The organism is Streptomyces sp. NBC_00019, assembly GCF_045041015.1.
Classification (GTDB): Bacteria; Actinomycetota; Actinomycetes; order Streptomycetales; family Streptomycetaceae; genus Streptomyces.
This window is the reverse complement of sequence record NZ_CP108302.1, coordinates 8,987,445-9,008,879: the sequence shown is the minus strand read 5'-3', so window position 1 is coordinate 9,008,879 and position 21,435 is coordinate 8,987,445. Positions and strand designations below refer to the sequence as shown.

The following is a 21,435-nucleotide window of genomic DNA, read 5'->3' as shown; positions in this document are numbered from 1 at the left end:
ACGCAGAGGAGCAGCTCATGAGCGCCCTCGCGTTGTCCGTGGTCCTGTCGCTCGTTTCCGCCGTCGCGTACGCCGGTGGGGCGATCGTCCAGGAGCAGGTCGCGGTGTCCTCCCCCGAGCAGCAGTTCGCGCCCCTGCGGCGGGCGAGCTGGTGGGCGGCGGTCGCGCTGAACGGCCTCGGCGGACTGCTGCACGTGGTGGCGCTGGCGTACGGCCCGCTGAGCCTGGTGCAGCCGCTGGGCGCCCTGACCATCGTGTTCGCCCTGCCCATGGCGGCGCTGTTCGTGCGCCGCAAGGCCGGAGCGACGGCCTGGCGCGGCGCGATCATGTCGACCGTGGGTCTGGCCGGTCTGCTGTCCCTGGTCGGCACGTCCGACGCGCAGTCGCTGGACACGACACAGCGGGTGGCCGTCGCCACGGCCACCGGCCTGGCCGTCGTCGCGCTGATGATCGCGGGCCGGGCGGCCCACCGGCACCCGGCGGTGCGCAGCATCCTGCTCGCCACCGCGTCCGGCATCGCGTTCGGCATGTCCTCGGTGTTCACCAAGACCGTCGCGGTCGACTGGACCGGCGGTGTGTCGACGGCGGACGTTCCCTCCCTGGCCGTGATCGGCGTCCTGGCCACGGCCGGTGTGCTGCTCTCCCAGGCCTCCTACCGCGGTGCCGGTCTCGCGGCCCCGCTGGCCACCCTCACGGTCGTGAACCCGGTGGCCGCGGCCGCGGTCGGCATCACGATGTTCGGCGAGACCTTCCGCTACGGCACCACGGGCACCCTGCTCGCCCTGGGCTGCGCTGTGGTGGCGGCGGGCGGTCTGATCCTGCTGACGACCGAGCGGCTCGCACGCACCGAGACGCAGCCGCTGCCCGAGCCTGCCGCCGCAAAGGTGAGCGTGCCGACCGCCAGGGTGAACGTGCCGGAGCCCGCCACCGCCCAGCAGCTGCTGGCCGGCCTGGCCGAGCCCGCCACCGCCGAGGAACTGCTGGCCGGCCTCCCCGAGCAGTCGGCGGTCCGGGAGGAGGTCCTGGTCCCGGCGCCGGAGTCGGTCCAGGACGTCGCGCCGCAGGAGCCCGACGATTCACCGGTCTTTCTCTACGGCCCGCTCTACGGCGCGTCGTACGTCCCGATGCGGGTCCCCGACCGGCATCGCATGCGGGTCAAATCCTGACCGCACGCGACCCGCACACGACCACGTCCCCGACAGATCTCAGAGCCTGACGCCGCCCGTCCGCAGATACGTGACCGGATCGATGTCGGTGCCGAAGCCGGGCCCCGTCCGCACTTCGAAGTGCAGATGCGGGCCCGTGCTGTTGCCCGTGGACCCCGAGCGGCCGATCCGCTGGCCGGCGCCGACGCCCTGTCCGCTCTTCACGGAGATCGCCGACAGATGCGCGTACTGGGTGTACCTGCCGTCCCCGTGCCGGATCACCACCTGGTAGCCGAACGAACCGGCCCACCCGGAACTGACCACCCGCCCCGCCGCGACCGCCTTCACGGAGGTGCCGGTGGGGACGGCGAAGTCGACGCCGGTGTGATAGCCCTTCGACCAGGACGAACCCGCCTTGTGATACGGCGTTCCGGTGGGGGCGTCGACCGGGGCGACGAGGGAACGACTCGTCTCCCTCGTCTCCTCCGTGTCCGAAGCCGACTTCTCCGACGTCGACTTGGAGGACGTCTGGGTGGTCGTCGTGACCGCCTTGCCGCGCAGACTGAGCCGCTGTCCCGGCAGGATGAGGTCGGGATCGGCTCCGATGGTCTTCCGGTTCGCGGCGTAGAGCCGCTGCCAGCCGCCCTTGACGTCCTCCCGGTCGGCGATGCCGGAGAGGCTGTCGCCGTGGACCACGGTGTACATCTCGGCCGTCCCTGCCCGGGACTGGGGTGTGGTCTGCGGCTGTACGTCCTGGACGGAGCTCTTGGTGGACCCGGCGGGGTGGATGTCCGGGGTGTCGCCCCCGCGGGTGAGCCCGGCCCCGACCGAGCACACCGGCCAGGCTCCCGGCCCCTGCCCGTCCAGCACCTTCTCCGCCACGGCTATCTGCTCGTCCTTGGTGGCGAGATCGGCCCGCGGCGCGTACCGCGTGCCGCCGAACGCCTCCCAGGTGGACTGGGCGAACTGCAGTCCGCCGTAGTACCCGTTGCCGGTGTTGATGCTCCAGTTGTTGGTCGACTCGCACGCGGCGACCTTGTTCCAGGTGTCCACGTCGGCCGCCTGGGCCGTGCCGGCGCCGATGAGCGGCATCGCCATTCCGGCACCGCCCGCCGTGACGGTGAGTGAGGCGCGGTTGATCCTGTTCGGCTGATACCGGCGGTGCCGGCCGCGTACGGCCATGGAGCTCCCCCTCGACATTCGTCAGGAGGGCCAAAAGTAAGCGCCCCGAACAGGCCATGACAAGACGGCAATCAGCCGCCCTGCACCGCGAACAACCAGGAACGCGCCGCACTTTCACAACGGCTGAGGCAGATGGGGCCGTCGTCCGTATCTGCGTACGCCACGCCGAGCACCCCGGACATGCGCTCGGCGTAGCGGCAAGTCAGGATGGTCGGTGGGGCGATACTGACGTGCACGACCGGCACCACCGATACCGGATCCTTTAGGAGCCAACCGAATGAGCAATACAGCCCAGATCGGCGTCACGGGACTCGCGGTCATGGGCCGCAATCTCGCCCGGAACTTCGCACGCAACGGCTACACGGTCGCGTTGCACAACCGGACGGCGGCGCGTACGCACGCCCTGGTCGAGGAGTTCGGGAACGAGGGCGACTTCATCGCGGCGGACACCGCCAAGGAGTTCGTGGCGGCACTGGAGCGGCCGCGGCGGCTGGTCATCATGGTCAAGGCGGGCGATCCGACGGACGCGGTGATCGACGAGTTCGCACCGCTCCTGGAGCCCGGCGACATGATCATCGACGGTGGCAACGCGCACTTCGCGGACACCCGCCGCCGTGAGAAGGCACTGCGCGAGCAGGGCATCCACTTCGTCGGCATGGGCGTCTCCGGCGGCGAGGAAGGTGCGCTCAACGGGCCGAGCATCATGCCGGGCGGCCCGAAGGAGTCGTACGACTCGCTCGGACCCATGCTGGAGAAGATCTCCGCGAAGGCGGTCGACGGTGCGCCCTGTGTGACGCACGTCGGTCCCGACGGCGCGGGGCACTTCGTGAAGATGGTGCACAACGGCATCGAGTACGCCGACATGCAGCTGATCGGCGAGGCGTACCAGCTGCTCCGCGATGTCGCCGGGTACTCGCCCGCGCAGATCGCGGACATCTTCCGGACCTGGAACACAGGCCGGCTGGACTCCTACCTGATCGAGATCACCGCCGAGGTGCTGTCCCACGTGGACGCGGCGACCGGCAAGCCCTTCGTGGACGTGGTCGTGGACCAGGCGGAGCAGAAGGGCACGGGGCGGTGGACGGTACAGATCGCCCTCGACCTCGGCGTCCCGGTCTCCGGCATCGCCGAGGCGGTCTTCGCCCGGTCGCTGTCCGGGCACGCGGAGCTGCGGGAGGCCTCGCGGGGGCTGGCTGGGCCCAAGGCGACCGCGCTGAGCGAGGCGGAGGCCGGCGCGTTCGCCGACCGGGTCGAGCAGGCGCTGTACGCCTCGAAGATCGTGTCGTACACGCAGGGCTTCCACGAGATCGCGGCCGCTCGTGAGGAGTACGAGTGGGACATCGACCTCGGTGCGGTGTCGGCCATCTGGCGTGGTGGGTGCATCATCCGCGCCGCGTTCCTGGACCGGATCCGGGCCGCGTACGACACGCGGGCCGATCTGCCGAGTCTGCTGTCCGACGAGACGTTCGCCCGTGAGATCGCCGACGCGCAGGACGACTGGCGTGAGGTGATCGTCGCGGCGACCCGGCAGGGGGTGCCTACGCCGGGGTTCTCGGCGGCTCTGGCGTACTACGACGGGCTGCGTTCCGAGCGGTTGCCTGCGGCGCTGACGCAGGGGCAGCGGGACTTCTTCGGGGCGCACACGTATCGGAGGGTGGACCAGGAGGGGTCGTTCCACACGCTGTGGGGTGGGGACCGGTCCGAGGTGTCCGCGTAGTGGGGTGAGTGCGGGCCCGTGGGGGCTGGTCGCGCAGTTCCCCGCACCCCTCCGGGCACATCCAGGTGGGCGGTGTTCTTACGCCGCCCACCTGTTGCGTTCAGCTCAGTGGAGGTCCGGGCTCCGGGTTCGGTACCGGCTCCGGGCCCGGTGGGACCGGGGTCGGTGCGGGATCGGGAGTCGGGGTCGGGCCCGGTGCCGGAGGGGTCGGCTGCGGTGGGGGGCCCGGGTAGGGGCCCGGGGTCGGGCCCGGGTGGACGGGGTCCGGGAACGGAGTGGTCATCGTGTCCTCCAGCCAGTGGTGACGTCGGCTCTGGACTACTCCCCCGCGTACCCGGCGTCCGCCGCCCCAGTCACCCGGATGGACCGCGTCAGAAGCGCCCGGGGTGGGCCGCCAGCCAGCCCTTCGCCGCGCGGAGCAGCTCGGGGCCGGCGGGCGGGGCCTCCTCGGGGTGGCGTTCGGCCCACTTGACGACGTAGGGGCAGAGCGGGGCCACCACGATGCCCTCGCGCTCGGCGGTGGCGTAGAGCTCGCGGGCCAGGGAGCCCGCGATGCCCTTTCCCTCGTGGGCCGGTTCCACGATCGTGTGGACGGGGACCAGGGCGCGCTCGGGCGATTCGAGGACGAAGTACTCGATGCGGCCCACGACTTCACCGTCGCCGAGGGCCTCCAGGCGGCCGGCCGGGCGGTCGTCGCGGATCTCGATGTCGCTCATGGGCACGCTCCTGGTCGAAAGCCGTACAGGGATCAGGCCGGTACCGACTGCGGGCTGCGCTCCTGGTCCGAGCCCGGCACCGGCTCCGACGGGTCCGCGCCCAGGGCCACGATCCGGTTGTCGCGGTCCACGTGCACGACCCTCGGCTCCAGGGTCCGCGCCTCGGCATCGGTCACTTGAGCGTAACTGATGATGATCACCAGGTCGTCGGGGTGGACGAGATGCGCGGCGGCACCGTTGATGCCGATCACTCCGGAGCCTCGCTCGCCCTCGATGACGTACGTCTCCAGGCGGGCGCCGTTGGTGATGTCGACGATGTGCACGAGCTCGCCGGGCAGCAGGTCGGCGGCGTCGAGGAGGTCCGCGTCGATGGTCACCGATCCCACGTAGTGCAGGTCGGCCTGGGTGACGGTGGCGCGGTGGATCTTGGACTTGAACATGGTACGAAACATGAAGAAGCTCCCGTTTGGTCAGCTCCCTGCCTGCTGTGCAGGTCAAGGGCGGTGGCGGAAGCGTACAACCCGGTGCGACGGCGGGAACGTGAGACCCGTCACGCAGCAAATCGATGACCTGCCGACTCGCTTCCGTGCCCGTCATCCGCCGCGGTCCTCGGCCCGGAACGATCAGTGATGCGGACGGCCCCGGTGGTGACGCCGGCCGGCACGGCCGGGTGCGCCGGCGTCGCACCGGGCCGTCAGCTACGTCGACTGACCGGCTCAGCCGCCGCTCTTGCGCCTGAACGAGCGCTGGCTCGAAGCCGGGCCGTGTGCCGCGCGTACCTTCGACGCGTCGGGGTTGGCGGCGACATCGGCGGCGTCCGCCTGGACACCGCGCTTGCGGTCCAGGGCTTCGCGGAACTTGCGCTTGAGGTCGTAGTTGCCGTCCTCGTCCGGCGCCAGAGGGGACGTCTCGGCGGCAGCCGGCTCCGAACCTTCCGGGGATGCGGGCTCTGCGGTCATGGTGACCTCCTGGGTTCGGGGTGGGGAAGCACAGCTTGTCATGCCGGGCGCGGTACGGGTTGCCGGGTCCCGGCCACGCACCGGGACCCGTGCCACCGCGATGTTCCGTCGGGGCGCCTCACTCCAGGCCGGTGGGCCTCCGTGACGCCGCCATCGCCTCGTCCACGTCCGTCAGCGGCCGCAGCCGGTAGGTGTAGGCGTAGTCGCGGTCGGCGAACAGCTTGTACTCGTCGTGGGTGTGCGCGCCCCAGCTGTTGTCGCCGCCGACGCCCATCTGGTGGTGGCTCAGACGCAGGACGACCTCCTTGCGCGGGGTGAGCTGGTAGTCGTGGCGGGCGCCGACCGAGAGGTCCTCCGGGGTGAAGTGGGAGGCGTTGACCTCCAGGAGCGGTTCGCCGGTGACGAGCAGCCCGGGGCCGTCGCCGCCGGTGAGGGCGATCCAGCGGACGTCGGTCTTGTTGCCGCTCTCCTGGGGGCGCAGGTAGGAGGTCCGCTGGCCGGTGACGGTGCCCGAGTACAGGCCCACGTCGGTGGCGTTGTTGCGGTCCCAGTGGTTCTCCTCGGGCCCACGGCCGTAGTAGCGCAGCTTCTCCAGACGGGCGGGCAGGAAGAGCAGGGTTCCCACCTCCGGGATGTACGGCAGCGAGGAGGCGCCCGGGTGCAGGGTGTTGTCGACCTTGATCTCGCCGTTCCCGAAGACCGTGTACGTGGTGGTGTACGTCGACTCGGTGGTGGTGGGCAGGGTGCCGGCGACCTTGATCACGACGGCCTTGTCGTCCAGGGTGCTGACGACGACGTCCGTGACCTTGCGGTCGGTACCGGCGTCGCGCCAGGTCTGGTTGCGGATGTGCTGGCCGTTGCCGTGGTCGTTGTCGGTGGGGGCCCGCCAGAAGTTGGGGGCGGGGCCGGAGGAGATCAGCTCGGCGCGCCCGGCCCGGTACGAGGTGATGACGCCGGTCTTCTTGTCGACGGTGACGGAGAAGCCCTTGCCCGTGACGGTGACCGCCCCGTCGGCGTCCTTGTGGCTCAGCGCCGGGACGCGGGCCGGCGGCAGCGGTGTCACGGCGGGGCTGTCGGAGTCGACGGCGAGTTGCTGCCTGGCCACCTCGAAGCCGGCCTTGGCCCACTTCGTGGTCTCCGTGGTGGTGAAGGACAGCTGCAGGAAGTACTCCGCGCCCGGCGCCGGGTCGTCCGGCACCTCGAAGGGCACGGTGATGTCCTTGCTCGACAGCGGCGCGAGGTCCAGCTGGGCCCTGCTCAGTCTGCCGCGCCGGACCACCTTTCCGTCGGCGACGAGCTCCCATCGTCCGTCGAACTCGCGGAGGTTGGTGAAGAGGTACTCGTTGGTGAGGGTCACCGCCCCCGAACCGCCGGACGCCCAGGCCGCGTTGATCGCCTGGTAGATCTGCCTGACCTCGGCGGACTTGCCGGTGAGGCCGCGGTCGGCGGTGACGATGCCGTCGCCGGAGAAGGCCCCGTCGTTGGGGTTGTCGGCCCAGTCCCCGCCATAGGCGTAGAACGTCCTGTCCCGGGGCCGCTTCTCGCTGAGGTCAACGGTGGCGGCGTCGAACCAGAACCGTACGCCGTCGTCACCGGGTCCCCGGCCGGCGGAGGCGATGTCGGCGGCGCTCAGCGCGCGGGCGTACACCCGGGCCCGTCGGACGGTGCCGCTGAACTCCCGGGTGGGGTTGTCGACGTCGGTGGCCAGAGCCAGGGACGCGGTGTTGTTCGAGGGACGCCGGGTGGTGGTGCGGGTGGCCCGTATCTCGCCGTCGACATGGAGGGTCAGGGTGCCCGCGTCCGCGTCGAAGACGCCCGCGACGTGGTGTTCGCGGCCGGTCCAGTCGTCCGGCAGCGGCCAGCTCGCGCTGACCCACTGACCGCCGCCGTAGATGAAGAACTCCAGGTTCCTGTCCGTCTGCTTGAGGGCGTACTGGGTGTCGCCCTTGGCGAGGATCGGCTGGTGGTAGCCGGTCACATGCGGGGTGACCCAGGCCTCCAGGGTGAGCGAGCCGGTGAGGTCGAGGCTCGGGTCGCGGGCGAAGACGGTGCCGCCGGAGACGCCCTCGGTGCGGGTGAACGTGCCGGCGGGGGCCTGGATCTCGCCGCGCAGTGCGGCGGGTCCGGACTCGGTGAACCGCTTGCGCGTGGGCGTGGGCCACTCGAGGGCCTGGTCGACGAAGTCCCAGATCCAGCCGCCCTGGAGGACGTCGTAGCGGCGGACGATGTCCCAGTACTTCTTGAAGTTGCCGTTGGAGTTCCCCATGCCGTGCGAGTACTCGATCATCACGTACGGCCGGGTGTCGTTCGTGTCCTTCGCACGCGCCTCGACGCGGGAGGGACTGTCGTACATCTCGGAGCGGATGTCGCTCATGCCCGGGCGGTCGTCGCCCTCGTACTGGATGACCCGGGTGGTGTCGTACGACTTGATCCAGTCGTACATGGCGTTGAAGGTGCTGCCGCCGCCGGCCTCGTTGCCGAGCGACCAGATGACCACCGAGGCGTGGTTCTTGTCGCGGTGGACCATGTTGCGGGCGCGGTCCACGCAGGCCTCGGTCCAGTCGGCGTGGTTGCCGGGGTACTCGCCGCGGATGCCGTGGGTCTCGAGGTTGGTCTCGTCGACGAGGTACAGGCCGTACTCGTCGGCGAGTTCGAGCCACTGCGGGTTGTTGGGATAGTGCGAGGTGCGGACGCTGTTGATGTTCAGCCGCTTGATGATCTCGATGTCCTCGACCATGTCCGCGCGGGTGAGGGCCGAGCCGCGCACCGGGTGCATCTCGTGGCGGTTGGTGCCCCGGAAGGAGACCGGCTTGCCGTTGATGCGCATCAGGCCGTCCTTGAGCGCGAACTCGCGCAGGCCGACACGGTGGGAGAGGGTCTCGATCACCTTGCCCGCCGGGTCGCGCAGGCGGAGCACGGCGGTGTAGAGGTCGGGGCGTTCGGCCGACCACAGGCGCGGCCGGGGCACGGCCTTCGCGGCCTGTACGGTCTCCTCCTTGCCGGAGTCGAGTGCGACGGCCTGCTGCAGCGGTCTGGGCCAGACCGGGTGCCCGCTCGGGTCGTACAGCTGGGTCTCGACGGAGTACCGGCCGCCGCCCTGGCCGCCGTAGTCCCGCACGCTCGCGGTGACCGACAGTTCCGCGGACCGGTAGTCGTCGCTCAGCGGGGTGTCCAGCCTGAAGTCGCGCAGGTGCACGGCGGGCGTGGAGTACAGGTGGACCGAGCGGAAGATGCCGCTCAGCCGGATCATGTCCTGGTCCTCGAGCCAGTCTCCGTCGGAGTAGCGGTAGACCTCCACCGCGATCTGGTTGATGCCCGGCTTCAGGTGCGGGGTGATGTCGTACTCGGCGGGGTCGTAGGAGTCCTCGTGGTAGCCGACCAACTCCCCGTTGATCCACACGTAGTGGGCGGACTTGACCCCCTCGAAGTGGAGGAAGGTCCGCCGGCCCTTCCAGTCGCGCGGCACCGTGAAGGTGCGGCGGTACTGGCCCACGGGGTTGTGGCGGGTCGGTGCGGCCGGTGGCTGCGCCTCCTCGCCCAGGCCGTTGGGGCCCCACCAGGGGTAGGTGATGTTGATGTAGATCGGGCGGTCGTAGCCGTGCAGTTGCCAGGCGGAGGGGACGGGGATGGTGTCCCAGTCGCTGTCGTCGACGTCCGTGCGGTAGAAGTCCGTGTCGCGGTCGTCGGGGCGGTCGGCGTACGCGAACTTCCACTTGCCGTCGAGGCTCAGCCGGTACGGGGAGCGGGTGCGGTCCGCGGCCAGGGCCTGTCTCACGTCCGCGTACGGCATGAGGGTGGTGTGCGCCGGCTCGGACCCCAGCCGGAAGACGGCGATGTTGCCGTTCCACTCGGGAGTGGCCGCCGCGTCGGCGGCTCGTGCCGCGGTGATCGATCCGGGCAGGGCGAGCGCGCCGAGGACAGCGGCACCTCCCTCCAGCAGACGGCGGCGGCTGACGGGCGACACGGGAAAGTGCGACATGACCGTGGCCTTCCTCGGGACGACAGTGTGGGGGCACTGCTTGAGTGAGCGTCAGATCCTGTTCGGTGCTGTTGGGAAACCGAACGCACACTAGGTTGTCGGCCCGAGCGAGGCAATGATGTTGTCGGTCTTTGTGTGAACCTGCGGGGTTGACGTGCCGCGTGTGACTCTTCTATGCGGCCGCCTCGATCTCCGTGGCGTCGGCCGACCGCTCCTCGAACTGCGTGCGGTACAGCTCGGCGTACCGTCGGCCGGCCGCCAACAGCTCCTCGTGCGTGCCCCGTTCGACGATCCGACCGCCCTCGACCACCAGGATCTGGTCGGCCGCCCGGACCGTGGACAGACGGTGGGCGATGACGATCGCGGTCCGTCCTTCCAGAGCCTCGGTCAACGCCTCCTGGACCGCCGCCTCCGAGGTGTTGTCCAGGTGGGCGGTGGCCTCGTCGAGGATGACGACGCGCTGGCGGGCCAGCAGCAGCCGGGCGATGGTCATACGCTGGCGTTCGCCGCCGGAGAGACGGTAGCCGCGCTCGCCGACCACCGTGTCCAGGCCGTCGGGGAGGGAGTCCACGAGGGCCTCGAGGCGGGAGCGGCGCAGGGCGTCGCGGAGTTCGTCCTCGGTGGCCTCCGGGCGGGCCAGCAGCAGGTTGGCGCGGACCGTGTCGTGGAAGAGGTGGCCGTCCTGGGTGACCATGCCGAGGGTGGCGCGCAGCGAGCCCGCGGTGAGGTCGCGGACGTCGGTGCCGCCGATCCGCACGGCGCCCTCGTCGACGTCGTACAGCCGCGGGAGCAGTCCGGCGATCGTCGACTTGCCCGCGCCGGAGGAGCCGACGAGTGCGATGGTCTGGCCCGGTTCGGCACGGAAGGAGATGCCCTTGAGGACCTCGTCGCCGCCCCGGGTGTCGAGGGAGGCGACCTCCTCCAGGGAGGCCAGGGAGACCTTGTCGGCGGACGGGTAGCCGAAGCGGACGTCGTCGAACTCGACCGCGACCGGCCCGTCGGGGGCGTCGAGAGCGTCCGGCTTCTCCTCGATCAGCGGCTTCAGGTCGAGCACCTCGAAGACCCGCTCGAAGCTGACCAGGGCGCTCATCACCTCGACGCGGGCTCCGGCCAGGGAGGTGAGCGGGGCGTACAGCCGGGTCAGCAGCAGGGCGAGGGAGACGACCGCGCCGGGCTCCAGGGTGCCGCGCAGGGCGAACCAGCCGCCGAGGCCGTAGACGAGGGCCAGTGCCAGGGCGGAGACCAGGGTGAGGGCGGTGATGAACACCGACTGCGCGGTGGCCGTGCGGACACCGATGTCGGCGACCCTGCGGGCGCGGGCCGCGAACTCCTCGGACTCCTGCTCGGGGCGGCCGAACAGCTTGATCAGCGTGGCGCCGGGCGCGGAGAAGCGCTCGGTCATACGGGTGCCCATCGACGCGTTCAGCGCGGCCGCCTCCCGCTGCATACGGGCCATCCGGCGCCCCATCCGGCGGGCCGGGATCACGAAGACCGGCAGCAGGACCAGCGCGAGCAGGGTGATCTGCCAGGACAGGGTGAGCATGACGGCGAGGGTGAGCAGCAGGGTGACCAGGTTGCTGACGACTCCGGAGAGTGTGTTGCTGAACGCTCTCTGTGCACCGATGACGTCGTTGTTGAGTCGGGAGACCAGCGCTCCCGTACGTGTCCGTGTGAAGAACGCGACCGGCATGCGCTGCACATGATCGAACACAGCCGTCCGCAGATCGAGGATGAGTCCCTCTCCGAGCGTCGACGACAGCCGTCGGCCGAGGATGCCCAGCGCCGCCTCGGCGACCGCGATGAGCGCGATGAGCAGGGCGAGCCGTACGACGGTGCCCTCGTCATCGCCCGTCACGATCGCGTCCACGACGTGTCCGGCGAGCACCGGGGTCGCGACGGCGAGCAGCGCGGTCGCCACCCCCAGCGCCACGAACTGTGCGATGCGGGTGCGGTGCGGTCGGGCGAACGCGCCGATGCGGCGCAGCGTCGCGCGGGCGAAGGGCCGCGTCTCCTGCTCGGCGTGCATCACGCTCTGCAGCTGTGTCCAGGCTGTGGTTTCCATGCTCATGGGAGCGAACGTACGACCTCAAGCGTTGTTGAGGTCAACACCCCCTGGACGTCCGTCCCCAGGATGTCCATCCCCAGGACCTCTCCCCGCCCGAAGGATCCGATGACCGTACGCAATCCCCCGGCCGCCCTTCCGCAACCCGCAGTTGGCACGGCCCGGAAAACCTCTGAGGACGTGAGCCTCCGTCGCGTCCCCGCCCGCAGGATCCGTCAGATCCTGTGTCTGCTTCCGCTTCTGCTCGTCACGGTCGTCGCCGTGCAGCACCGCTCGGTCCTGTCCGAGGGCTTCGGCCATCTGGAGTCGGCCGAGTGGCCCTGGCTGCTTGTCGCGGTCTGCGCGACCTGTCTGACCTGGGTCGCCGCCGCCTGCACCCGCCAGGGCGCGGTCGTGGAGGGGCTGCCCAAACGGCGGCTGCTGGCGACCCAGTTCGCGGCCGGCGCGGCCAATCACCTGCTCCCCACCGGCCTCGGCGCGAGCGCGGTCAACCTCCGGTTCATGACGGTGTGCGGGCTCCCGCTGGCCCGTTCCTCGGCCGCCCTCGCCCTGTATCTGCTGGCGGAGTCGATCGGCCGGCTGACCCTGCTGGCCGCGCTGCTGATCGCCTTCCCCGACGCGCTGAGCCTGGGAGCCCTCCTTCCCGAGGGCGCGCTCGGCGCGCTGCTGCCCGCCCTGGGCCTGGTGCTGCTCGTGGCGGCGGGCGTGCTCGTGTTCGTACGGCGGGTGCGTACGACCGTGACCTCGTTCCTGCGCACGGCGCTCTGCGAGGCACGCGAGGTGCACACCCGGCCCGCCCGGGCGTTCGCCCTGTGGGGCGGTTCGCTCGCCTTCCCCGCGCTGCAGGCGGCCGGGCTGGCCGCGGTGGGGCAGGCGCTGGCGCTGCCGGTGGCGCCGCTGCACATCGCGGTGGCGTATCTCGCGGCGACGGTCGCCGTCGCGCTGGTGCCGACGCCCGGCGGGATCGGCTCGGTGGAGGCGGCGCTGGTCGTGGCGCTGGTGGCGGCGGGCGGTCCGGCGGCGATCGCGACGGCCGTGGTACTGGCCTACCGGATCATCACCGTGTGGCTTCCGCTGGTTCCGGGGGCGTTGACGCTCGGGGCCCTGGTACGAATGAAGGTCATCTGACTCAAGGCCGCCTGACCGAAGGAGCCCGCGATGCCCGTCCGGAGCGAACGCAACGGCCCCGTCACCACCGTCGTCCTGTCCCGCCCCGGTGTACGCAACGCGGTCGACGGCCCGACCGCCGCCGAACTCGCCACCGCCTTCCGGGAGTTCGAGTCCGACCCTGAGGCGCGGGCGGCGGTGCTGTGGGGCGAGGGCGGCACGTTCTGCGCGGGCGCCGACCTCAAGGCGCTCGGCACCGAACGCGGCAACCAGGTCACCGAGGAGGGTGACGGCCCGATGGGGCCGACCCGGATGCGGCTGTCCAAGCCGGTGATCGCGGCGGTCGCCGGGCACGCCGTGGCCGGCGGGCTGGAGCTGGCGCTCTGGTGCGATCTGCGGGTCGCCGAGGAGGACGCGGTGTTCGGGGTGTTCTGCCGACGCTGGGGCGTCCCTCTGATCGACGGCGGTACGGTACGGCTCCCCCGGCTGATCGGCACGAGCCGCGCACTGGACATGATCCTGACGGGGCGGCCGGTGGCGGCCCCGGAGGCGTACGAGATGGGCCTCGCCAACCGCGTCGTCCCCACCGGCACCTCCCGTGCCGCGGCCGAGGAACTGGCGGCCGCCGTCGCGGAGTTCCCGCAGGCCTGTCTGCGCGCGGACCGGGCGTCGGTGCTGGACCAGGAGGGGTTGGCCGAGACGGCGGCCCTGCGCGGTGAACTCGGCTACGGCATGGGTGTGTTGGCGGAGGGCCTGGAGGGCGCCGCCCGGTTCGCCGCCGGGGCGGGGCGGCACGGGTCGTTCAAGAACGCCTGGACGGTGCCGGCCACCCGCGCACCGGCGCGGGCGGCCTCGGCCGCGCTCTCCCCCGGGTGCAGCAGACCGCCGGCGGCGAAGACTCCGGGCCGTGAGGTCTCGGGGGCCAGGGTCAGCCCTCCTCTGCGCGCCAGCTCGTTCTCGGGCACGAAGTCGCCGGTGAACACGACGGTGTCGCACGCCAGGACAGCCGTACGACCGTCTCGGTGCCGGACGCGGACGCCGGACAGCTGTCCGTGGCCGAGGAGTTCGACGACCGCGGTCCCGGTGAGCAGGGGGACGCGTCGGCGAAGGCGGGCGTCCTGGGCGCGGAGTCGGGTGGTCCGCGCCCGGTCCGACTCCGTGACCATGGCGACGACGTCGGCTCCGGCGGCCCGTACGGTGTCGGCGGCCGAGTACGAGACGCCTTCCGCACCGACGATCACCGCCCGCGTCCCGATCCGCTGCCCGTACAGGTGCACGGCCTGCTGAAGTTCACCGGTGGTGTAGACGCCGGCCGGCCTGGTCCCCGGCACCAGGCGTGCGGCGCGCGGGCGTTCGCGGGCGCCGGTGGCCAGGATCACGGCCCGCCCCTCGACGGTCTCGGGGCCGTCCCGGCCGACGGTGGCGAGCGTGAGGGGGCCGTGGGGCGGGCCCGCCCAGTCGAGCACGCTCACTCCGGTCCGTACGACCGCCCCGGTCCGCAGCGCGGCGTCAGCGAGCAGCCGGGCGTACGCGGGACCGGTCAGCGGATGCAGCCAGGTGCCGTAGCCGCCGTGCGCGCAGTGCCGTGGCACTCCCCCGGCCCGCTGCTCCCGGTCCAGCACCTCGACCCTGCCGGCACCGCTGACGGCCAGGCGGGCTGCGGCGGCGAGGCCCGCGGGGCCGGCGCCGACCACGAGGACGTCGACCTGACGCGTCACGTCCTGGCCTCCTCGAACAGCTCCCGCACGGCAGCCCCGCAGTAGAAGCCCTGGCAGCGCCCCGACCGGGCCCGGGTGCGGCGGCGCAGCCCGTCGAGGCTGCCCGGCGGGACCGTACCGGCCAGGGCGTCGCGGATCTCGCCGCGGGAGACGCGTTCGCAGTGGCAGACGAGGGTGCCGTACTCCGGGTCGGCTGCGATGAGTTCGGGGCGCTGGTAGGGGCGGGGGAAGACTTCGCCGAGGTTGGGCATGTGCACGGGATCCAGGTCGCGCAGGGGCCCCAAGTCGAGCCCGGTCTTGGCGAGTTGTCCGACGACATGTCCCGCGATGGCGAGCGAGGCGGTCAGGCCGGTCGAGCGGATGCCGCCCACCGTGACGTAGGACTGTTCCGGGTGGACGTGGATGCGGTAGTCGTCGTGCTCGGTGGCGGCGCGCAGTCCGGCGTAGACGGCGGTGACCTCCTCGTCGAGCAGTTCGGGCAGGATACGGCGGCCCTTCTCGCGCAACTGGGACAGGCCTTCGGCGGAGGACTGCGTGGCCTGTTTGTCGTCGAGGTCCTCGGCGGTGGGGCCGAGGAGGACGTTGCCGTACACGGTGGGCGCCACGAGGACGCCCTTGCCGAGGGCCGTCGGGACGGGCAGGAGGATGTGCCGGACCAGGCTCCGGGCGAACTTGTCGAAGACGATGAGCTGGCCGCGGCGCGGGGTGACGGTGAAGTCGTGGTGGCCGAGCCGCCGGTCGAGGGTGTCGGCGTCGAGACCGGCCGCGTTGATCACCCAACGGGCGTGGAGGGGACCCCGGGTCGTGACCTGGACGCCTTGTTCCACCCGGCAGTTGAGGTGCAGGTCCACCCCGTGCCGGACGGCCTGCGTGGCGTAGGCCAGGGTCGTCGTCCAGGGGTCGATGATGCTCTCGCCGGGGACCTCCAGAGCCCCCAGCGCACCGGGGCCGAGGTGCGGCTCGCGCTCGTACACTTCGGCCGCGCCGAGCAGCCGGGACTCCGTGTAGTCGTTGCGTTCGGCCTTCTCCGCGAGGCGGGGCAGCTCGGCGAGCTGTTCCTCGTCCCAGGCGACGAGAAGGGCGCCGACCGGCTCGACGGGGATGCCCGACTCGGCGGCGAATTGGGCCAGTTGGCGGGATCCCTCGCGGACGAGCCGTGCCTCCAGCGAGCCGGGGACCGCGTCGAACCCGGTGTGCAGGATCGCCGTGTTGGCCTTCGAGGTGCCCTGGCCCACGTCGTCCTGCGCCTCGACGAGCGCGACGCGCAGCCGCGGGTGGCGGGCGAGTTCGCGGGCGATGGCACAGCCGACCACTCCGGCGCCGACGATCGCCACGTCGTATGTCGTGGCGGGCAGCGGTCCGGCCGTGGTGACCGTCATGCGGGTGTCCGGTCGAGCAGTGCGGCGACCTCGGTGCGGAAGCCGGCGCGGCGCTCGGCGGCCTCTTCGCCGGTGATGCGCGGCTCGTAGACGGCGGCCGGCTTCCAGTCGGGCAGCGCTTCGGCGACCGTCAGGTCGGGCTCTGCGCCCAGCCGGGCCAGGGCGCCGACGCCGAGCGCGGTGGCGTCGGGCAGGGCGGACACCTCGACGGGGCGTTGCAGCAGGTCGGCCTGGGTCTGCATGAGCAGGGCGGAGCGGGTGAGGCCCCCGTCGACGCGCAGGGCGGTGAAGGGCGCACCGAGGTCGGTGCCGGCCGCGTCGGCGAGCTCGGCGACCTGGGCGGCGATGCCCTCGCACAGGGCGCGCACGACGTGGCCGGGACCCGTGTCGAGGCCGAGCCCGGTGAGCGAACCGCGCACGTCGCCGCGCCACCAGGGGGCGGCGAGCCCGGCCAGTGCGGGGACGAAGGTGACGCCGGCGCTGTCGGGTACCGTGGCGCCCACGGCGTCGAGGTCGGCGGCGCCCTTGATGACGCCGAGGTCGGTGAGCCAGCGCACGGCGGACGCGGCCGTGTACACCTGGCCGTCGAGGCAGTAGCTCGTCCGTCCGCCGAGCCGCCAGGCGACACAGCTGACCAGCCCGGAGGTGCCGTGTCTCGGGGTGTCGCCGGTGTGGGCGAGGAGGAAGGCCCCGGTGCCGTAGGTGCACTTGGCGCCGCCGGGTGCGGTGATGCGCTGGGCGAGCAGGGCGGCCTGCTGGTCGACGGCGAGGCCGGTGAGCGGGATCTCGGGCCCGAACTCCTTGGTCAGACCGATCGGTTGGGCGTTGTCGACGACCTTGGGGAGCCGTTCGTCGGCGAGTCCGTACAGGTCGAGGGCGCGCGGTGACCAGCGGGCGCGGTCGAGGTCGAGGAGCTGGGTGCGGCCGGCGGTCGCGGCGTCGGTGACGTAGGCGCCGGTGAGACGGTGGACGAGCCAGGCGTCGGTGGTGGTGACGACGCCCTCGCGGGTGCGGTGGCAGCGTATCCAGGCCATCTTGGGCGCGGCGAAGTACGGGTCGAGGGGCAGGCCGGTCAGCTCGCGCAACTCGTCGGCGTACGGGGTGAGTTCCTCGCACACCGACTCGGCGCGGCGGTCCTGCCAGACGAGCGCCTCGGTGAGCGGGCGGCCGGTGTCGGGGTCCCAGGCGAGCACGGTCTCGCCCTGGTTGGCGAGGCCCAGCGCCACGACGGGTTCGCGGGCTTCGGCCAGGGCGCGGTGGCCGGCGTCGACGACCGAGGCGTACAGCTCCTCGGGGTCGACCTCGACCAGCCCGCCGGGCAGATGACGCGGCCGCACCTCGGCGAAGCCGGCGCCGATGACACCGCGTTCGGGGCAGACGACGAGGGCCTTGGTGCCGGATGTGCCCTGGTCGACAGCGAGCACCGGACCTGTCATCGAGCCCTCCCCAGGGCGTGTCTTCGGATCATTCCTCGGCGATCACCGTGCGACAGCCTGCCGCCGTCCGACACATCGCGTCAAGCGAGGCTGACTGTGAGTCAACCCTTCTGCCCCGCAAAGGAGTTCGAAAAGATCGGGAAACGGGAGGAGATGCGGAACCTGCGCCTCTATAGTGACCGCCGCGACCGACGTGAGCTCCTCAACTGCCGCCCAGAGGAGGGCTGTTGTTACTCCACCCTGCCGTCAGAACCCGCCCGCTGCCCGGGGCGGGAGGCTGATGGCCAGAGAAGGAGCACGCCCCGCCTACGATCCCGCAGGCCATGACACCGCGCTGCGCGCCACCCTCCAGGAGTTACGCACGGGGCGCTGGATGTCGATGCGCCGGATCCTCACCGAGACCACGGCCTGGTGGCAGTGGACCCAGCGCACCCAGGTCCTCGCCACCGCCGCCGCCGGCACCGACGTGGTGCGCACCTGGCTCGAGGAGGAACCGGACAGCGTCCCGGCCACGGTGATGCACGCCAGGGTCGCCGTGGAACGGGCGCTGCGGGCACACCGCGAGGGCCACCCTCACACCCTCGACCTGTGGCACGAGGCCTGGCGGGCGAGCCACACCGCGACCCGGGCCGCCCCGCCGGACCCCGTCCCCTGGGTGTGTCTGCTGGCGCTGGCCCGGCTCGACCGGGAGCGGCAGTGGGCCGAGCACCGGGTGGCACCGCCCGGGCCGATGCTGCCGCCGGGCCCGTGGGGTCTGCTCGCCGAGGCCGACAAGCGCGACCCGTACAACCGCGAGGCCCACCACCGGATGCTCCAGTTCCTCTACGAGCACGGCACCTCGGGGCGGCTCGCGGAGGCCGCCGGCTACGCGCACTGGGCCACCGACACCGCTCCCCCGGGCTCCGCGCTGCACGTCCTGCCGCTCTACGTCCGGGTCGAGCGCTACCGCCGCTCCGGCGGCCGCGACGCCGCACTCGACCTGCACTGGGTCGCCGAGGACGCCACCCGCGAGGCCCAACGCGCGCTGTACGCCTGGTTCGAGCAGACCTTCACCGCCGAGCGCTCCCTGCTGGACCTGAACCATGTCGCCCACGCCCTGTGGGGCGCCCTCCAGTTCACCGACGCGACGCGGGTGTTCGAGGCGCTCGGCCCGTACTGGACGCCCCTGCCCTGGGCGTACCGCACCCCCGATCAGGGCGACGTCGCCCAGGCCGTGGAGATCTTCCTCCAGGCCCGGGCGCGCTGCCGCCCCGCGTGATCCACCACCAGTCCCGGAGGTACGAATGTCCCGCACCATCGACGGCCGCCCACCGCGCGACGAGGAGGAGCGCCTGCGCGAACTCGGCTACCGGCCGGTCCTCGCCCGCCGCATGGGCGGCTTCGGCAACTTCGCGATCAGCTTCTCGGTGATCTCGATCCTGTCCGGCTGCATGACCCTGTACGGCTTCGGGCTCGGCGCGGGCGGTCCCGCGGTGATGTTGTGGGGCTGGGCCGGGGTCGGCCTGTTCGTCCTGTGCGTGGGCCTCGCGCTCGCCGAGGTCACCAGCGCATATCCGACATCCGGCGCGCTCTACTACATGGCGGACCGGCTCGGCGGCCGCCGCTGGGGCTGGTACACGGGTTGGCTGAATCTGCTCGGTCTGCTGGGTGCGATCGCCGGCATCGACTACGGCGCGGCACTGTTCGCGGGCGCGTTCGCCAATCTCCAGTGGGGCTTCGAGCCGACGCCGGAGAAGACGATGCTCATCTTCGTCGTGATCCTGCTGCTGCACGCCGTGCTGAACCTCTTCGGCGTGCGCCTGGTCAGCGTGCTCAACTCCATCAGCGTGTGGTGGCACCTGGCGGGCGTCGCCCTCATCGTCGGCGCGCTGGCGATCGTCCCGGACCACCACCAGTCGCCGTCCTTCGTCTTCACCGAGTTCGTCAACGACACCGGCTGGTCGAGTCCCCTGTACGTGGCGGCGATCGGCCTGCTCCTGGCCCAGTACACCTTCTCCGGCTACGACGCCTCCGCCCATCTGTCCGAGGAGACCTCCAACGCCTCCGTGTCGGCCGCGAAGGGCATCGTCCGCTCCATCTGGGTCTCCTGGATAGCGGGCTTCGTCCTGCTCGCCGGTCTCACCTTCGCCATCCAGGACTACGACGCCACCCGGGCCACCGACACCGGGGTGCCGCCGGCGCAGATCCTGCTGGACGGCCTCGGCACCGACGGCGCGAGCGCGCTCCTCATCGTGGTGATCGTCGCCCAGCTGTTCTGCGGCAACGCCGAAGTCGCCGCCGCCAGCCGGATGGTGTTCGCGTTCAGCCGGGACGGGGCACTGCCGGGCTCGGCCCTGTGGCGCAAGGTCAGCAGCCGCACCCAGACCCCGGTCGCGGCCGTGTGGCTGTCGGTCTCGGTGGCCGGCCTCCTCGCCCTGCCGTCCCTGTACTCGGCGACGGCGTACGGCGCGGTCACCGCCATCAACGTCATCGGCATCACCCCCGCGTACGCCATCCCCGTACTGCTGCGGCTGCGCGCGGGCGACCGGTTCCAGCCGGGGCCCTGGAGCCTGGGCCGGTGGAGCAAACCCGTCGGGTGGATCGCGGTGGTGTGGGTGGCGTTCGTCACGGTGCTCTTCTGTCTGCCGCAGTCCTCGCCGGTGACGGCCGACACGATGAACTACGCGTCCGTCGCCCTCGCCGTCGTACTCGTCCTCGCCACCGTGTGGTGGTACGCCGCCCGCCGTTCGTACGGGACGCCCACCACGGCGGCGTACGGCTCCGACCGTGACCAGGCGGAACTGGCCGAGGGGATCGTCTGAGCAGGGGCATCCGCCCCCAGGCCGTCTACGAACTCCTGTGCCGGATACGGCAGGATGAGCGGTCGCGCCCGTCGTGGCGCCTTCACGGCCCGCGCGGTCGCTCATCCAGCACTTTCGAACAGGTGGCAACGTGACAGCATTTCAACGGGATCTCACCATGGACGACCTGGTCGTCCCCGGAATCGCCGTGGTCGCGGGCCTGGTTGCCGCGTTCCTGCTGCGGATCCTGCTCAAGTGGCTGGGCAAGCACGCCGACCGCACGAAATGGAGCGGCGACGACGTCATCGTGGCCGCGCTGCGCACGGTGGTGCCCGCTGCGGCGATCGCGGGCGGCATCGCCGTCGCCGCGGCGGCGCTGCCGCTGACGAAGACGACCCAGCGCACCACCAACCAGGTCCTGACCGTCCTGCTGATCTTCGTGGTCACGGTGGCGGCGGCCCGGCTGGTGGCCAGCCTGATGCGGTCGGTCACCCAGTCCCGCCCCGGCGTCGCCGGCTCGGCCACGATCTTCGTCAACATCACCCGCGTGCTGGTCCTGGCGATCGGCTTCCTGGTGGTGCTCCAGACCCTGGGCGTCTCCATAGCGCCGATGCTGACCGCCCTCGGCGTCGGCGGTCTGGCGGTCGCGCTCGCCCTGCAGGACACCCTCGCCAACCTCTTCGCGGGCATCCACATCCTCGCCTCCAAGACGGTCCAGCCCGGTGACTACATCCGGCTGAGCAGCGGTGAGGAGGGCTATGTCGAGGACATCAACTGGCGTCAGACGACGGTCCGGGCGCTCTCCAACAACCTGGTCGTCATCCCCAACGGGGAGCTCGCGAAGTCGAACATGACCAACTTCATGCGCCCCGAGCAGCAGTTGACGATCCTGGTCCAGGTCGGGGTCGGCTACGACAGCGACCTGGACCACGTCGAGCGGGTGACCATCGAGGTCGTCGCCGAGGTGATGACCGAGATCACCGGCGCGGTCCCCGACCACGAACCGCTGGTCCGCTTCCACACCTTCGGCGACTCCCGGATCGGTCTCACGGTCATCCTGGGCGTCGGCGAGTTCAGCGACCAGTTCCGCATCAAGCACGAGTTCATCAAGCGCCTGCACAAGCGCTACCGCGCGGAGGGCATCCGCATCCCGGCGCCGACGCGCACGGTGGCTCTTCAGCAGGGTGCCGTGGTCATCCCGCAGCAGCGGGGTGCCGAGGAGGCGGGCGAAGTGACCTCCGCCCGCCTCGACTGA

14 protein-coding genes and 2 pseudogenes are annotated in these 21,435 nt (G+C 71.5%); 7 read left to right on the top strand and 9 right to left on the bottom strand.

What is annotated here, in order from left to right:
- Positions 1–17 precede the first annotated feature (17 nt).
- Positions 18–1,166: a DMT family transporter gene (locus tag OHU89_RS41720; protein ID WP_405650338.1), complete on the top strand. Its 1,149-nt coding sequence runs from the start codon at positions 18–20 to the stop codon at positions 1,164–1,166.
- Between the two features lie 39 nt (positions 1,167–1,205).
- Here the strand turns inward: OHU89_RS41720 and OHU89_RS41715 are convergent, their stop codons facing one another.
- A complete protein-coding gene (locus OHU89_RS41715) occupies positions 1,206–2,327 on the bottom strand; it encodes a transglycosylase family protein (RefSeq protein WP_405650336.1) in 1,122 nt (373 codons plus the stop codon).
- Between the two features lie 277 nt (positions 2,328–2,604).
- Here OHU89_RS41715 and gndA point away from each other — a divergent pair, with 277 nt between their 5' ends.
- The gene (gndA, locus tag OHU89_RS41710) at positions 2,605–4,044 is read left to right on the top strand and encodes an NADP-dependent phosphogluconate dehydrogenase (protein WP_405650335.1); all 1,440 of its coding nucleotides are present in this window, start codon (positions 2,605–2,607) and stop codon (positions 4,042–4,044) included.
- Positions 4,045–4,415: 371 nt separating this feature from the next.
- Here the strand turns inward: gndA and OHU89_RS41705 are convergent, their stop codons facing one another.
- The 5 genes from OHU89_RS41705 to OHU89_RS41685 form a co-directional block, all read right to left on the bottom strand.
- Entirely contained in the window at positions 4,416–4,760 is a 345-nt protein-coding gene (locus OHU89_RS41705) for a GNAT family N-acetyltransferase (protein WP_266885222.1), read from the bottom strand.
- Between the two features lie 32 nt (positions 4,761–4,792).
- Complete coding sequence (gene panD, locus OHU89_RS41700) at positions 4,793–5,212, bottom strand: aspartate 1-decarboxylase (RefSeq protein ID WP_405650334.1); 420 nt, start codon at positions 5,210–5,212, stop codon at positions 4,793–4,795.
- A gap of 264 nt (positions 5,213–5,476) precedes the next feature.
- On the bottom strand, positions 5,477–5,719 hold the full coding sequence (locus OHU89_RS41695; protein ID WP_266885226.1) for a DUF5302 domain-containing protein: 243 nt from the start codon (positions 5,717–5,719) through the stop codon (positions 5,477–5,479).
- Between the two features lie 118 nt (positions 5,720–5,837).
- Complete coding sequence (locus OHU89_RS41690) at positions 5,838–9,698, bottom strand: glycoside hydrolase family 2 TIM barrel-domain containing protein (RefSeq protein WP_405650332.1); 3,861 nt, start codon at positions 9,696–9,698, stop codon at positions 5,838–5,840.
- A 172-nt stretch (positions 9,699–9,870) separates the two neighbouring features.
- The gene (locus tag OHU89_RS41685; RefSeq protein ID WP_405654883.1) at positions 9,871–11,760 is read right to left on the bottom strand and encodes an ABC transporter ATP-binding protein; all 1,890 of its coding nucleotides are present in this window, start codon (positions 11,758–11,760) and stop codon (positions 9,871–9,873) included.
- Between the two features lie 228 nt (positions 11,761–11,988).
- Here OHU89_RS41685 and OHU89_RS41680 point away from each other — a divergent pair, with 228 nt between their 5' ends.
- Together OHU89_RS41680 and OHU89_RS41675 are read left to right on the top strand one after the other, a co-directional pair.
- Positions 11,989–12,888 carry a lysylphosphatidylglycerol synthase transmembrane domain-containing protein gene (locus OHU89_RS41680; protein ID WP_323185203.1) on the top strand — a complete coding sequence of 300 codons (900 nt, stop codon included), beginning with the start codon at positions 11,989–11,991 and terminating at the stop codon, positions 12,886–12,888.
- Between the two features lie 30 nt (positions 12,889–12,918).
- A pseudogene (locus OHU89_RS41675) lies at positions 12,919–13,671 on the top strand (crotonase/enoyl-CoA hydratase family protein); the annotation flags it as partial.
- On the opposite strand, the pseudogene OHU89_RS41670 reads toward OHU89_RS41675, so the two are convergent.
- The 3 genes and pseudogenes from OHU89_RS41670 to OHU89_RS41660 all read right to left on the bottom strand — a co-directional run.
- Positions 13,617–14,585 (bottom strand): annotated as a pseudogene (locus tag OHU89_RS41670) (NAD(P)/FAD-dependent oxidoreductase); the annotation flags it as partial. The pseudogenes OHU89_RS41675 and OHU89_RS41670 overlap by 55 nt on opposite strands.
- Positions 14,582–15,964, bottom strand: a complete 1,383-nt coding sequence (locus OHU89_RS41665) for an FAD-dependent oxidoreductase (RefSeq protein ID WP_405650330.1) — start codon at positions 15,962–15,964, stop codon at positions 14,582–14,584. The pseudogene OHU89_RS41670 and the gene OHU89_RS41665, both read right to left, overlap by 4 nt.
- Complete coding sequence (locus tag OHU89_RS41660; protein WP_405650328.1) at positions 15,961–17,400, bottom strand: FGGY family carbohydrate kinase; 1,440 nt, start codon at positions 17,398–17,400, stop codon at positions 15,961–15,963. The genes OHU89_RS41665 and OHU89_RS41660 overlap by 4 nt, the downstream gene beginning before the upstream one ends.
- A 280-nt stretch (positions 17,401–17,680) precedes the next feature.
- Here OHU89_RS41660 and OHU89_RS41655 point away from each other — a divergent pair, with 280 nt between their 5' ends.
- The 3 genes from OHU89_RS41655 to OHU89_RS41645 all read left to right on the top strand — a co-directional run bounded on the left by OHU89_RS41655 (position 17,681) and on the right by OHU89_RS41645 (position 21,435).
- Positions 17,681–18,658, top strand: coding sequence for a hypothetical protein (locus OHU89_RS41655; protein ID WP_266885242.1), 978 nt, complete (start codon positions 17,681–17,683; stop codon positions 18,656–18,658).
- A gap of 25 nt (positions 18,659–18,683) precedes the next feature.
- Positions 18,684–20,201: an amino acid permease gene (locus tag OHU89_RS41650; protein ID WP_405650325.1), complete on the top strand. Its 1,518-nt coding sequence runs from the start codon at positions 18,684–18,686 to the stop codon at positions 20,199–20,201.
- 157 nt (positions 20,202–20,358) lie between these two features.
- Positions 20,359–21,435: a mechanosensitive ion channel family protein gene (locus tag OHU89_RS41645; RefSeq protein ID WP_266899173.1), complete on the top strand. Its 1,077-nt coding sequence runs from the start codon at positions 20,359–20,361 to the stop codon at positions 21,433–21,435.